This window comes from Flavobacterium sp. R1_16, assembly GCF_057652095.1.
In genome coordinates, this window is sequence record NZ_JBYFCG010000001.1 from 866,392 (window position 1) to 882,626 (window position 16,235).

The window sequence follows — 16,235 nt, forward strand, 5'->3', positions numbered from 1 at the left end:
TTTTAATGATTTATTTTAAGAACTTTATTGAAAGGGGATAATTATAACTTTCATTATTTGATGCTTTTAGAGCGGCTAAGATGATTAGGACAAATTCCAAGACTTTAAGACCTATAAAAAGTACAATTGCTGTAATTGCAACTACCACAATACTGCCACTATTTTCAAAATTTAGATTATGGAATATGAAATTATGATGATCAGAAATTTCATGAATGTTGCTATTTTTTAGAATCGTTATTAAAAGTATGGGAATGGCAATTAAACAAAGTAGTAAGCTGTAAATAAACATACTCAATTGAAAATTGATTACGTTTTTTCCTTGATCATTCAAGTATGCTGATTTCTCTTTTGTTGAACTCCAAATCACGATTGGGATAATAAAGTTTCCAAAAGGAATACAATATTGTGTTAGCGCACTTAGATGTAGTAGTGTAGCTGTTGTTTTATTTGAATTTGTTTCCATGTGTAAAAGCATATAGTAATTTCTTATGCAAATATATATCTAAAAGACAGTATCTTGTATCACATAGTAGTAAAAATTAACAAAATATTAACAAAATAAAAATTCTAATGCTGACGGAAAATGGCAATTAAATATATTGAAAATCAGTTATTTAGTTGTAAATAGTGTATTAATTTACATCTTACTAAAGTAGTAAATAAAAAAATGAGTATATTTAAAAAAAATATATTTATGAGTTCTGAAGTTAGAAAAATCAACACATTTCTGCTTTTAAAATTACCATCAGCTTTCTTTTGTGGGGTAAGAGTAAAAAAAATTAACGAACTACGATGTGTAGTTGCCGTGAAGTACAGATGGATAAATCAAAACCCATTTAATTCGATATATTTTGCTGTTTTAGCAATGGCAGCAGAACTTTCTACTGGTGCTCTTGTGATGAAAAAGATTGAAAAAAGCGGTAAACGAATTTCAATGCTCGTAGCAAACAATCGGTCGACCTTTTCAAAAAAAGCAACAGGTAGAATTCTTTTTGAATGCAAGGATGGCCATTTGGTAGATACAGCAATTCAACAAGCACTTCAAACTGGAGAAGGACAGACATTTTGGATGAAATCAGTAGGAACCAATCAAAATGGGGTTGTTGTTACAGAGATGGATTTTGAGTGGAGCATCAAAATTAAAAGTTAATTTTTTATAAACAATCGTTAAATCCAACCTAATTTAGTTCTCAATCCAATAGATGATGACTAACTTTGAAATAAAAATGAGAATTCTAATAACAGGCGCCACGGGATTAATAGGTTCTGAATTGGTTTTACTTTTGTTGCAAAATGGCATCTCGGTTCATTATTTAACTACTTCCAAGAAAAAAATTGAAAACCAACCCAACTACAAAGGTTTTTATTGGAATCCAAAGCTTGGTATGATTGATGAAAATTGTTTGATGGGTGTAGATGCTATAATTCATCTCGCGGGAGCATCAATTTCTAAAAGATGGACAAAAGCCTACAAGCAAGAAATCATTGAAAGCAGAATATTTTCTTCTAATCTACTATTTAAGGTACTGAAAGAGTATCCAAATCAAGTCAAACAAATAATTTCTGCTTCGGGAACAGCAATTTATCCGAATAGTTCTACGGCAGTTTACACTGAAGAATCAAAAATGATTTCGGATAATTTCCTATCCAATGTTGTTTTAAAATGGGAGGAAAGTGTCGATAAATTTCAAACTTTAAATATCAAAGTTTGTAAATTAAGAACTGGAGTAGTGTTTTCAAACAAAGGCGGAGCTTTGATAGAGATTGCCAGACCTATTAAACTCGGTCTTGGTGCTTCATTTGGCGATGGTAAACAGGTACAATCTTGGATACACATACACGATTTAGTTTCCCTATATTTATTTGCTGTTCAGAATTCTTTGGAAGGCGTTTATAATGCTGTAGCTCCGCATCCTGTTTCTAATGGTGAATTAACAAAAAGTATTGCTACTATTCTTAACAAACCTCTTTTTATGCCCAATATTCCTAAGATTGTTATGAAATTAATTCTTGGCGATATGCATGAACTTTTATTTGAAGACAAGAGAATCAGTGCTCAAAAAGTAATCAACTCAGGTTTTGTATTTCAATATCTCACTTCAGAAAAAGCTTTAAAAGATATCTTAACATAAAAAAAGCTCCTTTTCAGGAGCTTTTTTATATAACAATTTGAATTAATAATATTTTAGAAGCTTAACGCTAACCTTAAGATTCATTTATTAGTAATATTATTTACTAGAACAAACTTACTAAAAACGAAAACGAAATAGTCTTAAAATTTTATTAATTTTTATAGCATTCATTTTTCATTTTCATTTCAATATTTGTAATTAAATCACTTGCAACAAAAAACAAAAAAAACAATGACAATTTGACATTTTGTTAGAAATGGCAGTAATTTTGATACTAGGAAAAAATGAAATTCAAAAAAATATTCAAAAATAAAAGCAAAATGACCACTGAAAATACAGAACAAGATCAGGAATTGGATGATGTTACATTAGAGAAGAATGCTAACGGTGAACAACTAATTGTGGAAGAATTACCACTAGAGGAACAATTAGCACAAGATTTAGCAAAAGAAAAAGACAAGTTTTTAAGACTTTTTGCCGAATTTGAAAATTATAAAAGGAGAACTGCCAAAGAGCGATTGGATTTATTTAAAACTGCCAATCAGGAAGTATTGCAAGCCATGTTGCCAGTACTTGATGATTTTGATAGAGCATTGAATGAGATTAAAAAATCGGATGACGATGTTTTACTAAAAGGAGTAGAGCTTATTCATGAAAAATTAAAAAACACACTAAACTCAAAAGGTTTAGAAGAAGTGGAAGTAAAAGTTGGTGATATTTTTAATGCTGATTTTGCTGAAGCAATAACTCAAATTCCAGCTCCATCTCCTAATTTAAAAGGTAAAATAGTTGATATTTTAGAAAAAGGATACAAGCTTGGAGATAAAATTATTCGGTTTCCAAAAGTAGTAATTGGACAATAGTCCATTTATAAGAGCAAAATATAATTTGTTCATTTTATTGTATAAAAGATGAAAAAAGATTTTTACGAAATATTAGGCATTTCAAAAAACGCAACAGAGGCTGAAATTAAAAAAGCATATAGAAAAAAAGCTATAGAATTTCATCCTGACAAAAATCCTGGTGATGCTGTTGCCGAAGAAAACTTCAAGAAAGCGGCTGAGGCTTACGAAGTATTGAGTGACCCAAATAAGAGAGCCAAGTACGATCAATACGGGCATCAAGCTTTTGATGGTAGTGGAGGTTTTGGTGGAGGCCATGGAGGAATGAACATGGATGACATTTTTAGTCAATTTGGAGATATATTTGGAGGCGCTTTCGGAGGAGGATTTGGCGGCGGCGGAGGTCAACGCAGAATGAAAGGAAGTAATCTTCGAATAAAAGTTAAATTGACATTAGAAGAAATCGCTAATGGTGTCGAGAAAAAAGTAAAAGTTAAGCGTAAAGTTCAGGCTCAAGGTGTTACTTATAAAACTTGCTCAACTTGTAATGGTCAGGGTCAAGTGATGCGAGTTACCAATACCATTTTGGGAAGAATGCAATCTGCTTCAACCTGTCCAACTTGTGGTGGTTCAGGTCAAATTCTTGACAGAAAGCCAACTAATGCCGATTCTCAAGGGATGATTGTTGAAGACGAAACAGTTTCTATCAAAATCCCAGCCGGAGTGGTAGACGGAATGCAATTGAAAGTGTCCAATAAAGGAAATGATGCTCCGGGGAATGGTGTGCCTGGAGATTTAATCGTGGCTATTGAAGAGCTAGAGCACGAGTTTTTAAAGAGAGAAGGCGAGAATTTACACTATGATTTATATATTAGTTTCTCTGAAGCTGTTTTAGGAGTTTCAAAAGATATTGAAGCTGTAAATGGAAAGGTAAGAATCAAACTCGAAGAAGGAATTCAATCAGGTAAAATTTTACGATTAAAAGGAAAAGGTATTCCAAGTATAAATGGTTATGGTACTGGCGACCTATTGGTTCATGTTAATGTTTGGACACCAAAAATATTAAATAAAGAACAACGACAGTTTTTCGAGAAAAATAGTACCGACGAGAATTTCATCCCTCATCCTGAGAAAACAGATAAGTCTTTTTTTGAAAAGGTAAAAGATATGTTCTCATAAGTTTACTTACGATATTAAAATAAAAACCCATCCTTGAAATTAAAATTAGGGATGGGTTTTTTGTAACATAATCATTCCATTCACTACTAAATTGTGTATTTTTACACGCCTAACAATGTATAGGCAATCTGATTCAATAAATTAAAATAAGTATGAGTAATATACTTGAAGTAAATAAAGTTCTCAAACAATACGGAGATTATACAGCGCTTAATGAAGTCTCACTAACGGTTCCAAAGGGCAGTATTTATGGACTTTTAGGACCAAATGGTGCTGGGAAAACTTCCTTAATTAGAATTATCAATCAAATTACTTTACCCGATAGTGGAGAAGTTATTTTTGATGGAGAAAGATTGCAACCGAAACACGTTCAATATATTGGTTATTTGCCAGAAGAGAGAGGTTTGTACAAAACAATGAAAGTAGGGGAACAATGCTTGTATTTAGCTCAGATGAAAGGTCTTTCAAAAGCTGAAGCCAAAAAACAACTCGATTATTGGTTTGACCGTCTAGAAATTCAAGGTTGGTGGAACAAAAAAATTCAAGAATTGTCAAAAGGGATGGCTCAGAAAATACAGTTTGTAGTTACCGTTTTGCATCAGCCAAAATTACTCATTCTCGATGAACCTTTTTCTGGTTTTGATCCTGTAAATGCTAATTTGATTAAAGATGAAATTATCGAATTAAATAGAAAAGGTACTTCCGTAATCTTCTCAACTCACAGAATGGAAAGCGTTGAAGAAATGTGTGACCACATTGCATTAATTCACAAATCGAATAAATTGATTGAAGGCAAATTAGATGATGTAAAACGCCAGTACAGAACAAATAATTTTGAAGTAGGTATTTTATCGGATAATGTTGAAGGTTTAATGTATGATATTACTCAAAAATTTACTGTAGCTCAAACTAATTTTAAATCACTCAATGACGAAATAAAACTTGAAATTCAATTGGGAGATAATCTGCCCAATGAATTGTTGCATCTTCTCACACAACGCGGACAAGTAACTCATTTTGTTGAAAAAATTCCGAGTGTCAATGATATTTTTATTCAAACGGTGAGCGAAAATTAGATGGATTTAAAAAATCTAAAATCCTAAATTTAAAATCTAAAATTAGAAAATGAGCATTCTATCCTTAATTATAAAAAGAGAATTTATTGCCAAAGTTCGCAACAAATCCTTTATTGTTATGACTTTTTTGAGTCCGTTACTCTTTGTTGGAATAGCAGTTTTTATTGGCTATCTAACCTCTATGAAAGCAGATGTAAAAACGATAGCCATACATGATGAATCGGGTATTTTTGTCAATGAATTTAAAAATACGGATGAATATAAGTATTTGAATTTAACTTTAATTGATTTCAAAGTCCTAAAGGATAGTATTTTTAATGATAGTTATGAAGGGTTATTATACATCCCAAAAACATCAAGCAGTAAAGCTTTAGAAAATAAAATCCAATACATTTCGAATAATAGTCCTAGTCTTGGTTTCTTAGAAGCGACTGAAGATGTCATTGCCAAAAAGTTAACTAAGATTAATTTTGAAAATGCCAAACTAGATACTTTAGCTATAAAAGAGGCAGAAGCTCATGTTGATATTACTTTGACAAAATCCTCTGGAGAAGCGGGTCTAAAAGGATTGAATGAAATAAAAATTGCTATTGGTGGTGCTTTTGGGTATCTTATTATGATGTTTATTATTATTTATGGCAATATGGTCATGCGAAGTGTCATCGAGGAAAAAACCAACCGCATTATTGAGATTATTATTTCGTCGGTAAAACCTTTTCAATTGATGATGGGAAAAATTATAGGAACGTCGTTAGCGGGAGTTTTGCAGTTTATAATTTGGGCTATTCTTGGAGTATCAGCAATGTTTATCATTTCCTCGGTTTTTGGAGTTCAAATGGGAGCCACATCGGCAGTACAAACTCAAGAAGCATTAAAAACAGCCCAAGAAGCCACCAGTAGTGATATTCAAATGTATATTAAAGAACTTTGGAATTTACCTATCGCTACTTTATTGTTCAGCTTTATCATTTATTTCATAGGAGGATATTTTCTGTATAGTTCTTTCTATGCCGCTATAGGTGCTGCTGTTGATAATGAAACCGATTCGCAACAGTTTCTTTTGCCCATTATTATGCCTTTGGTTTTGGGTGTTTATATTGGTTTTTTTACCGTTATGAATAACCCACATGGAACTGTAGCAACGGTATTTTCGATAATTCCACTGACGTCACCAATTGTGATGCTTATGCGAATTCCTTTCGGTGTTACGTGGTGGCAGTTGGTACTTTCTATAGCAATTTTATTTGGAACATTCTTTTTAGTGGTGTGGTTTGCTTCAAAAATATACAGAGTAGGAATATTAATGTATGGCAAAAAGCCGACATGGAGGGAATTGTACAGATGGTTGAAATATTAATAATCGAAGAATCAAATGAGTAAAATACTAATTATAGAAGACGAAGCAGCCATTCGAAGAGTATTGACAAAAATACTTTCTGAGGAAAGCGAAACATACAGTGTAGAAGATGTAGAGGACGGTATTCAAGGTCTCGAAAAAATTAAAAATAACGATTACGACCTTGTTTTGTGCGATATCAAAATGCCAAAAATGGATGGTGTCGAATTATTGGAAGCGGTAAAAAAAATAAAACCAGAAATCCCAATGGTCATGATTTCGGGTCATGGTGATATGGAAACCGCCATTCAAACCATGCGACTTGGTGCTTTCGATTATATTTCAAAACCACCCGATTTGAATCGATTATTGAATACGGTTCGAAATGCTTTAGATAAAAAACAATTGGTGGTCGAAAATAAAATTCTTAAGAAAAAAGTCAGTAAGAATTATGAGATAATAGGTGAAAGTGAAGCTATCAATCATATCAAATTGATGATTGAAAAAGTCGCTAAAACCGAAGCTAGAGTTTTAATCACTGGACCAAATGGAACAGGGAAAGAACTTGTTGCCCATCAATTACATGAAAAAAGCGAAAGAGCCAACGCTCCTCTAATTGAAGTAAATTGTGCTGCCATTCCAAGTGAGTTGATAGAAAGTGAATTGTTTGGACATGTGAAAGGTGCTTTTACTTCGGCGGTTAAAGATAGAGCTGGAAAATTTGAAGCAGCCGATGGAGGGACGATTTTTCTGGATGAAATTGGCGATATGAGTCTTTCGGCTCAGGCAAAAGTGTTGAGAGCTTTACAAGAAAATATAGTAACTAGAGTAGGAGCAGATAAGGATATTAAAGTCAATGTTCGTGTTGTTGCAGCAACCAATAAAGACTTGAAAAAAGAAATTGAGGAAGGTCGTTTTCGAGAAGATTTATATCATAGACTAGCAGTTATCTTAATTAAAGTTCCAGCTTTAAATGATAGAAGAGATGATATCCCCTTGTTGATAGAGCATTTTGCAGAAAAGATTTCTTCTGAACAAGGAATAGCAACAAAATCCTTTTCAAATCAAGCAGTTAAGTTGTTGCAAGAATACGATTGGACTGGTAATATTCGTGAATTGCGAAATGTTGTTGAGCGTTTAATTATTCTTGGAGGTAACGAAATTTCCGAGACAGATGTTAGCTTATTTGCTTCTAAATAAATTTAAAGATTTAATGATTGAAAAATTTAAAGAGTAATATTTCAATCATTTAATTTTTTAATCTTTCAATAGTATAAATGAAACTAAAGAAAATAAACAGTGCGTTACAAAAAGCGCTTATAGAAAATGGACTTACTGAAGCAAATGAGTTGCAGCAGGAAACTTTTTCTACCTTAAAAAGTGGTGCCGATTGTATTATTATCGCTCCAAAAGGTTCGGGTAAATCTACTACAATTGTTATCAATGTCATTCAGCAATTAGTTGCAGCTGGAGAAGAATCTCCAAGAGCATTGATTGTTGTTGAGGATAAAACCAAAGTACTTGAAATGGAAACTTTATTTGAAAATTTAGGTTGCGAAACTAATTTGAGAGTCTATGGTGTCCATGATAAAGGCGATATAGAATACGACAAAAACTATATTTCAACAGGAATCGATGTCTTAATTGGAACTCCAAATCGACTGAATGAAATGTTTACCACAGCGGGTTATAATGTTAATAGGCTAAAAATGTTCATTATAGATGATACAGATACACTATTAAAGTTACGACACGATACTAAAATTGTACGCATTTCTAATAGTATTTCTAAAACCCAACGCATTATTTTCTCCGAACAACTTACTGAACGAATAGAAGCTCTAGCAGATAAAATCATGGTAGAACCCTTTTTATTTGAAATCGAAGAAAATGAAGAAGAGGAAGATGATTTTGAAGAAGTATAATCTGTCTGAAATACAACAACAAACTATTAATAACAAACAATAAACGACAGAATGGGTTTAATGAAAGTATTCTCGGGAAGCGAGATTTTGGCACAAGCACTACAGCAAAAAATTGAAGCTAATGGTATAGAAGTTGTCATTAGAAGTAATAATCAAACGAATGTTCAACCCAATCTTCAGAATAAAAAAGCCGTGGAGGTTTTTATACAAGAAATCGATTTTTCAAAGGCAAATCCTATTATTGAAGAATTTCGAATGAGTATATAGGTATTGTCATAAAATACTTCAATTAATCTATATTTGCACTTTCAAAAAAATAAGTAGATTGAAGCTTCTTACTTTCATCTTCTAACTTCCAACTTTATAAAAATGATTACAGTCAATGATATCTCCGTGCAATTTGGCGGAACTACTTTATTTAGCGATGTTTCTTTTGCTATTAATGAAAATGATAAAATAGCCTTAATGGGTAAAAATGGCGCAGGAAAATCCACTCTTTTAAAGATAATCGCTGGCGAAGCAAAACCATCAACAGGATCTATTTCAGCTCCAAAAGAGGCAATTATAGCCTATTTGCCTCAGCATTTATTGACCACCGATGGCGCTACTGTAGTTGAAGAGGCGTCGAAAGCTTTTGGTGAAATTTTTAAGATGAAAGCAGAAATTGACCAAATCAACGAACAATTGACTATTCGCACCGATTATGAAAGCGATGACTACATGAAATTAATCGAAAGGGTTTCTGACCTAAGTGAGAAATTTTATGCCATCGAAGAAGTGAATTATGAAGCTGAGGTCGAAAAAATTCTCATCGGTTTAGGATTTGTTCGTGAAGATTTTACGAGACAGACATCAGAGTTTTCTGGTGGCTGGAGAATGCGAATTGAGTTAGCTAAAATTTTACTAAAAAAACCAGATTTAATTTTGCTTGATGAGCCAACCAATCACATGGATATTGAAAGTATTCAATGGTTAGAAGACTTCTTAATCAATTCAGCCAAAGCGGTTGTGGTAATTTCTCACGATAGAGCTTTTGTCGATAATATTACCAATCGCACCATAGAAGTGACTATGGGAAGAATCTATGATTACAAAGCAAAATATACGCATTACTTAGAATTAAGAAAAGATAGGCGAGTGCATCAGCAAAAGGCATACGACGAGCAACAAAAGATGATAGCCGAAAACATGGAATTCATAGAGCGATTCAAAGGAACTTATTCTAAAACTTTGCAAGTGCAATCTAGAGTTAAAATGCTCGAAAAATTAGTCCCTGTAGAAATTGACGAAATTGATACATCAGCTTTGCGATTGAAGTTTCCTCCCTCAGTTCGTTCAGGACAATATCCAGTTGTAGTTAAAGATTTAGCAAAATCGTATGGCGATCATGTTGTTTTTAAGGATGCTAATATTGTTATCGAACGTGGACAAAAAGTAGCTTTTGTTGGAAAAAATGGTGAAGGAAAATCGACTATGATTAAAGCAATTATGAAAGAAATTGCAATTGATAGCGGAAGTGTTGAGATTGGGCACAATGCTCAAATTGGTTATTTTGCTCAAAATCAAGCTTCGCTTTTGGATGAAAATGCTACTATTTTTGAGACCATAGATGGTATAGCTGTGGGCGAAATTAGAACACAGATAAAAAATATTTTAGGCGCTTTTATGTTTCAAGGTGATGATATTACCAAAAAAGTGAAAGTGCTTTCTGGTGGCGAGAAAACCCGTTTAGCCATGATTAAATTATTATTAGAACCAGTTAATTTATTGATTCTTGATGAGCCATCGAATCATTTGGATATGAAAACCAAAGATATTATTAAAGATGCTCTGCGCGATTTTGATGGTACTTTAATCTTGGTTTCTCACGATAGAGATTTTTTGGATGGATTGGCAACCAAAGTTTTTGAGTTTGGAAACAAGCGTGTCAAAGAACATTTTGAAGATATTGCAGGGTTCTTAGCACACAAAAAAATGGAAAGTTTACGAGAGATTGAGAAATAGCTAGCGCTCAAGAATGAGTTTATAAATAGAGGATACCAATTCTTCAGTATCATTATCTTCACAAAGCAGCAATTCGATATGAGTTGCTGTTTTTTTGTATATTGTCAATCCTTCAAATTTGTGTGTATCACTGATTTGAATACAACTTTTAAGCGTCATTGCTCTCAAGTCAATGCTTCCAATACAACTTCCTAAAACGTCACCATCTGAATAAGTGGAATCGGTGTCTTCGGCTGTTGCCAAAAAATAAATAGTTTTATCCACTAAAATAGCATCAGTAAATGTGCTTGAAACACTATTGATTTTTGGTAACTCAAAAGGTATAAATGTATATTTGGGTTTTTCAGTTCTGCCATCAGTGAAGAAAATTCCGTTTTTATTCAAACCGCCATTCCCTCGTTGAAAATAATAAACGGCTTCATTGTCGACAATACATCCTTCAATATTTAATTCGTTATCTTCAAAAGAGTGTTCAGATTTAAGTAAAGAGTAAATTTCATCAAGACTTTGAACAGTTATTTCTTTTGATTGTAAATCAAATGCAATCATTGCGTTTCTAGTTGCAGTTGAACCAGAACCTAGAATAAGTAATTTGTCGCCTTTTTTGGTAATGGCTTCAAAATCGGGTTTGTCTTTTTTTGCAATGTTTTCCTGAGCATTTTTGACTAATGGAATCTTTGTTAACATTTTATTTATCATCAGATATTCATACAAATAGGTACTGCTGTCAGAGATAAGATACAGCTTGTCCTCGAGATAAACCAATCCCGAAGCAGAACCAATTCCTGTTATTTTGAACAGTAGTGAAAGTTGAAATTTTTCCATAAGTTTACAAATATAAATACTTAAAAGATGGAAAGTATCAATCCCAACGATTTTAAAGTAACTACTACAATACGATTAGCCACTATTCCAACAAAATTAGATATCGATTCCAGCAAAGAGCAAGAGGCAATAGCACTTGATAAAATACAGCAAAAGTTGAGTAAGAAGCAAGATGCTATGTATGCACACAATCGGCATGCCTTTCTCATCTGTTTGCAGGGGATGGATACTAGCGGAAAAGACAGCTTAATTCGCGAAGTTTTCAAAGAATTCAATCCACGTGGGGTAGTAGTGCATAGTTTTAAGACACCTAATTCTACCGAATTGGAACACGATTATTTGTGGAGACATTACTTGGCATTGCCAGAAAAAGGAAAGTTTGCAGTTTTCAACAGAACGCACTATGAAAATGTGTTGGTTACTCGCGTGCATCCAGAATACATTCTGTTTGAAAACCTTCCAGGAATAGAAAAAGTTGAGGATATCACGCCTCAGTTTTGGGAAAACAGAATGGAGCAAATCAATAATTTTGAAAAACATATTGCTCAAAATGGAACTAGGGTTTTAAAGTTTTATTTTCACATGAGCAAAGAGGAGCAACGCAAGCGATTGTTGAATCGACTAGAGACTCCAGAGGATAATTGGAAATTCTCGACAGGAGATTTAAAAGAACGGGAACGCTGGGACGATTACATGAAGTATTACGAAGAAGCAATTAATAAAACAGCAACTTCTTATGCGCCTTGGTACATTATTCCCGCCGATGATAAAGGTGTAGCTCGCTATATTGTAGCCAAAATTATTTGGGAGGAAATGCAGAAACTAACGGATATCAATGAACCAGAATTAGACCCAAAGGTGAAGGCAAATATTGATTTGTATAAAGAGCAATTGAAAAAATAATGTCAAAAAACAATTTCAATTTCAAAAGTCAACTTCAATTTCAAAAAACAACCTCAAATTCAAAAACAAGTTCAAAAGTTAATATTAAATTTTAATCAAATTTAGTTGAGAGGATGTTGTGTTGTTAAAATAAAAATTCAATTTGTGAATTTGCGGTTATCATCATTTGCAATTGATTTTTGAACTTGACCTTTGAATTTGCTTTTTGAATTTGCTTTTTGTCATTGCCATTGATTAAGCTATCTTTGCAACCTTAAAAAATGCAAAGTGAGTTTATCGCAGTACACCAAAGAGTTTTCCTATAATTTAAAATTAGCCTATCCTGTAATTTTAGGAATGTTAGGTCATACCCTCATTGGAATTGTAGATAATTTCATGGTGGGAAACTTAGGTTCAACAGAATTAGCGGCGGTTTCACTTGGCAATAGCTTTATCTTTATAGCGATGTCAGTAGGAATCGGTTTTTCTACGGCTATTACTCCACTAACGGCAGAAGCAGATGCTGAAAAGAACGAAAAGAAGCTTCGTTCTACCTTTCATCATGGGCTGTTTTTGTGTATGGTTTTAGGAGTTACATTATTTATTTTGACTGTATTGTCTAAGCAAATAATGTACTTCATGCATCAGCCTAAAGAAGTGGTTGACTTGGCTTCTCCTTATATCGATTGGGTGGCTTTTTCTTTAATTCCAGTGATTGTTTATCAAGGGTATAAGCAATTTGCAGATGGTTTGTCTCAAACAAAATACTCGATGTATGCGATTTTTATGGCTAATGTGGTTCATATTTTTTTTAATTATGTATTAATTTATGGTGTTTGGATTTTTCCTAAGTTAGGTATTATAGGAGCCGCATTGGGAACAGTTATTTCTAGGATTATGATGGTCGTTTTTATGCATTTTCTTTTGAAAAATAATGAACTTTTAAAGAAATACTTCAATAAATTCAGTTTTAAAGAAATTCGAAAATCGATGCTCAAAAAAATAATTGACTTAGGTTTTCCATCGGCTATGCAAATGTTGTTTGAGGTAGCTTTATTCACAACAGCAATATGGCTTTCAGGTTCGTTAGGAAAGAATAGTCAAGCGGCTAACCAAATAGCCTTGATTTTAGCCTCATCAACTTTTATGGTAGCTATGGGTTTGAGTGTAGCTTCGATGATTAGAGTGGGATATGCTAAGGGATTGAATAACTATAAAGATTTAATTATTATTGCTCGATCTTTATTTTTGTTGACTATAATTATTGAATCTGTTTTTGCGCTATTATTTCTGATATTTCATAATTTTTTGCCTCATTTATTTTTAAATATGACCGATGTTACCCAAATGGTGGATAACAACGAAATCATTTGGATAGCTTCAAAATTGCTTTTGGTTGCTGCTGTTTTTCAACTATTTGATGGGATACAGGTAGTGGTTTTGGGAGCTTTGAGAGGTTTACAAGACGTAAAAATTCCTATGTATATTACTTTTATAGCCTATTGGGTTATAGGATTTCCAATATCTCTTTATTTAGGAAAATATACCGATTTGAAAGCCATAGGGATTTGGATAGGACTTTTGGCGGGATTATCATCGGCGGCTTTATTTTTGTACATTCGCTTTGCGAGATTAACCAAAAGATTAGTCATAGAAAATGCAAAAGAATAAACTCAAAACTTATTTTTCAACCAACGATTAAAAACATTCACACTAATGGAATTACCAAAATTTTTACTAGGCGACAATACTGATTTTCCTGATGATATCTTCATCATACATCTTGATTATCCACGATTTATCATCAATCTAAAAGATGATGAGGTTGAGTTTATGGAGGAAGCCGAAGACCTTGACGAAGCTGAATTAAACGCTGAAATGGAGGGACTAATCGTTCTTGCTAATGAGTTTTATGATAGGGAAGTGCAACGCTACGAAGAGTAATTATGAAATTGCAAAATTTCTATATTCTTATTTTTTTTCTGTTTTTAAACTTGATGTATTGTCAAGAAAAGAACAGTTCAAAAATTATAAAAAAGGAGATTGACTATGGTTCGCTCATATATAGTACCATATCCAACGAACAAATAAAAAGCATACTAGCCAGTGAGAAGTATAATGCTACAATTTATGTGTACTATAATGGGAAATTCTTTTCAAGTGACACCCTAGCAAAAATTAAAAATATAAAGGATTATAAATTTGAAATTATAAAAATACCTGATAGTATTTCAAAAGATATTCAGACGATTATTTATTTGAAAGAGTAAGACTATTCGTGAGTAATTAGTAATTTTAAATTCTAGTAAATCCCGAATAAATTTAAAGCCTCAAATTTTTTACGTAACAAAAAAATCTTTTTTTTTAAAATTGTTGCAACTCTTGCAACAAAATTTTTATTTTAAAAAAAATGTTACAATCAACAAGTTTTTTGATTATTTGAGTTCAGATTTAAAATATTTTTCCAACAACAATTGAGCAGCTGCAAAAGGAGAAATTTCACCATTTTGCACTGTTTTTTTTTATTCCTCTGAATGAAGAAAATTTAATTTTATTCTACTGTAAAACCAAATTGATAATTGATGCTAGTCTCTTTTTTATTTAATGGAATGGGTTGATTTTTATAGAGAATTTTACTAACCAATACTTTATCTCTATATTTCAGTACTTCAAACTGCAAATTTTCAAGATTAAAATTAGGAGCATTATTTATATAATAACTTCCAAAAAGACCGATCTCTTTTTGTTCCAAATAAATACCTGGAGTTAGATTGTTATCTATTTTTAATGTTGATACATTGTAAAGAGGAAAAAGTAAAAAGTCATTGTTTAGGTCATTGATTTTTAATTTTTGTACTTTTTTTCCCTGATACCAAATCTCAATTTGATTTTTCGAATTATTAACTAGTCCCTCAATTTCAATACATGGCAAGACATCAATAGATTTAATTTTTTTGTCGTTGAGATAATGATAAAAGAAAGGATCAATTAATGCTTCTGCAATTGATTTATTGAGTTTTTTTGCAATTTTTTCCCAATGATTCTCTTGTTCTTTTTCTAGAACTATTTTTTTTAGCTTCCATGCTTCACCAAAAAGATTGATTTTTAGTTTGATAATAATTGTTATTTATTATTTGAAAAACAATAAAAAATATTTTTATAGTTTGTCTGGTAATTATTATATAGAATCAGAATTCTCTGCACAATCTCCATACATTTCGTCATCATGATTAAAAACAAAATAAATTAACCTAGATTTCTCATTTTCATAAAGATGTTTTAATTTTTGCAATTCGGTGAAATAATCCTGACCAAGCCATTCTTTATAGGAAATCAAAAACTTTTCTTTTTCTACTAATTCGGGATAGTAATCTTTTAAGACATTAATATGTATCTCTTTTAAATTAAAAATTTTACTGTAATCAAAATCTATTAATTCTTTTAAGTCGATATAAGAGGCACTGTGGCATATTTCCATTTTGTTAAACCAAAAATAATATTCACAAACAATAGGGTGGGAACTATCTTTAGGTAAACCTTTACACATAGGAAATAATGTTAGTGGGCTATTACACTCAATTTTATTTAAAACATAAAAAAGGTGAGTCCTCTCAAAAAAAGGTTCTACTTCATATGTAGTACAATCATGTAATAAATTAGGTGGTTTATTAGCATCATAAATGCATTCCCACTGGTTAGTTTCATTATTGTAAATCTCCAAATAACAAAAAGTAAGTTCCATTAGGAATATATTTATTGTTATATTTATTTTAATGCCTTAAAATCAAAAATTGATGCTCCACAGTGACTCTCGTGAACATTTGTATTGTATTTGTTATTTAACGCCTCGCTAATTTCTTTAAGATTTGGTTTTGCACTTGTTCCTGTTTTGTATATCTCAACAGACATTCCTTTTACTACTTTGCCATTATTTTGTTTCGCAGTAACTTGCCATAAATATCCAGCCATACTAATATTATTTAATTGTTTTGCTTACTCTGTTTGGTTTTTAGCTTTCCCTTTTTATTGTA

Annotated in this window: 19 protein-coding genes; 14 read left to right on the forward strand and 5 right to left on the reverse strand. The window is 32.1% G+C overall.

From position 1 onward, the window contains the following. Positions 1-10 precede the first annotated feature (10 nt). Complete coding sequence (locus AC23L6_RS03725; RefSeq protein WP_487562267.1) at positions 11-466, reverse strand: DUF4870 domain-containing protein; 456 nt, start codon at positions 464-466, stop codon at positions 11-13. Between the two features lie 231 nt (positions 467-697). Between AC23L6_RS03725 and AC23L6_RS03730 the strand changes: the two genes are divergently transcribed. The 10 genes from AC23L6_RS03730 (at position 698) to AC23L6_RS03775 (ending at position 10,497) form a co-directional block, all read left to right on the forward strand. Next, positions 698-1,153: a DUF4442 domain-containing protein gene (locus AC23L6_RS03730; RefSeq protein WP_487562266.1), complete on the forward strand. Its 456-nt coding sequence runs from the start codon at positions 698-700 to the stop codon at positions 1,151-1,153. A gap of 76 nt (positions 1,154-1,229) precedes the next feature. Continuing rightward, positions 1,230-2,135 (forward strand): TIGR01777 family oxidoreductase, encoded by a 906-nt coding sequence (locus AC23L6_RS03735; RefSeq protein WP_487562264.1) that lies wholly within the window; start codon positions 1,230-1,232, stop codon positions 2,133-2,135. Positions 2,136-2,419: 284 nt separating this feature from the next. Then, positions 2,420-2,998, forward strand: coding sequence for a nucleotide exchange factor GrpE (locus AC23L6_RS03740; protein ID WP_487562263.1), 579 nt, complete (start codon positions 2,420-2,422; stop codon positions 2,996-2,998). Between the two features lie 48 nt (positions 2,999-3,046). Next, positions 3,047-4,156, forward strand: a complete 1,110-nt coding sequence (gene dnaJ / locus AC23L6_RS03745; RefSeq protein ID WP_487562261.1) for a molecular chaperone DnaJ — start codon at positions 3,047-3,049, stop codon at positions 4,154-4,156. A gap of 152 nt (positions 4,157-4,308) precedes the next feature. Further along, complete coding sequence (locus AC23L6_RS03750) at positions 4,309-5,232, forward strand: ABC transporter ATP-binding protein (RefSeq protein WP_487562260.1); 924 nt, start codon at positions 4,309-4,311, stop codon at positions 5,230-5,232. Positions 5,233-5,281: 49 nt separating this feature from the next. After that, positions 5,282-6,589 carry an ABC transporter permease gene (locus AC23L6_RS03755; protein ID WP_487562259.1) on the forward strand — a complete coding sequence of 436 codons (1,308 nt, stop codon included), beginning with the start codon at positions 5,282-5,284 and terminating at the stop codon, positions 6,587-6,589. 15 nt (positions 6,590-6,604) lie between these two features. Then, complete coding sequence (locus AC23L6_RS03760) at positions 6,605-7,768, forward strand: sigma-54-dependent transcriptional regulator (protein ID WP_487562258.1); 1,164 nt, start codon at positions 6,605-6,607, stop codon at positions 7,766-7,768. A gap of 77 nt (positions 7,769-7,845) precedes the next feature. Beyond that, positions 7,846-8,493, forward strand: a complete 648-nt coding sequence (locus AC23L6_RS03765) for a DEAD/DEAH box helicase (RefSeq protein WP_487562257.1) — start codon at positions 7,846-7,848, stop codon at positions 8,491-8,493. Between the two features lie 51 nt (positions 8,494-8,544). Further along, positions 8,545-8,760 (forward strand): putative signal transducing protein, encoded by a 216-nt coding sequence (locus AC23L6_RS03770; RefSeq protein ID WP_487562256.1) that lies wholly within the window; start codon positions 8,545-8,547, stop codon positions 8,758-8,760. A gap of 102 nt (positions 8,761-8,862) precedes the next feature. Beyond that, the gene (locus tag AC23L6_RS03775; protein ID WP_487562255.1) at positions 8,863-10,497 is read left to right on the forward strand and encodes an ABC-F family ATP-binding cassette domain-containing protein; all 1,635 of its coding nucleotides are present in this window, start codon (positions 8,863-8,865) and stop codon (positions 10,495-10,497) included. Here AC23L6_RS03775 and AC23L6_RS03780 read toward each other — a convergent pair whose 3' ends face one another. Beyond that, positions 10,498-11,322, reverse strand: coding sequence for a DUF6929 family protein (locus AC23L6_RS03780; protein ID WP_487562254.1), 825 nt, complete (start codon positions 11,320-11,322; stop codon positions 10,498-10,500). A gap of 27 nt (positions 11,323-11,349) precedes the next feature. Between AC23L6_RS03780 and AC23L6_RS03785 the strand changes: the two genes are divergently transcribed. The 4 genes from AC23L6_RS03785 to AC23L6_RS03800 all read left to right on the forward strand — a co-directional run bounded on the left by AC23L6_RS03785 (position 11,350) and on the right by AC23L6_RS03800 (position 14,474). After that, on the forward strand, positions 11,350-12,225 hold the full coding sequence (locus AC23L6_RS03785; RefSeq protein ID WP_487562253.1) for a PPK2 family polyphosphate kinase: 876 nt from the start codon (positions 11,350-11,352) through the stop codon (positions 12,223-12,225). Between the two features lie 267 nt (positions 12,226-12,492). Then, positions 12,493-13,875, forward strand: coding sequence for an MATE family efflux transporter (locus AC23L6_RS03790; protein WP_487562252.1), 1,383 nt, complete (start codon positions 12,493-12,495; stop codon positions 13,873-13,875). Between the two features lie 45 nt (positions 13,876-13,920). Further along, positions 13,921-14,148 carry a hypothetical protein gene (locus tag AC23L6_RS03795; RefSeq protein ID WP_487562251.1) on the forward strand — a complete coding sequence of 76 codons (228 nt, stop codon included), beginning with the start codon at positions 13,921-13,923 and terminating at the stop codon, positions 14,146-14,148. Positions 14,149-14,201: 53 nt separating this feature from the next. Beyond that, positions 14,202-14,474 (forward strand): hypothetical protein, encoded by a 273-nt coding sequence (locus AC23L6_RS03800; protein WP_487562249.1) that lies wholly within the window; start codon positions 14,202-14,204, stop codon positions 14,472-14,474. A gap of 281 nt (positions 14,475-14,755) precedes the next feature. On the opposite strand, the gene AC23L6_RS03805 is transcribed toward AC23L6_RS03800, so the two are convergent. From AC23L6_RS03805 to AC23L6_RS03815, 3 genes are all read right to left on the reverse strand, one after another. Then, entirely contained in the window at positions 14,756-15,136 is a 381-nt protein-coding gene (locus tag AC23L6_RS03805; RefSeq protein WP_487562248.1) for a hypothetical protein, read from the reverse strand. A 246-nt stretch (positions 15,137-15,382) separates the two neighbouring features. After that, positions 15,383-15,946 (reverse strand): hypothetical protein, encoded by a 564-nt coding sequence (locus AC23L6_RS03810; protein ID WP_487562247.1) that lies wholly within the window; start codon positions 15,944-15,946, stop codon positions 15,383-15,385. 23 nt (positions 15,947-15,969) lie between these two features. After that, positions 15,970-16,173, reverse strand: coding sequence for a DUF6140 family protein (locus AC23L6_RS03815; protein ID WP_487562246.1), 204 nt, complete (start codon positions 16,171-16,173; stop codon positions 15,970-15,972). Positions 16,174-16,235: the final 62 nt, after the last annotated feature.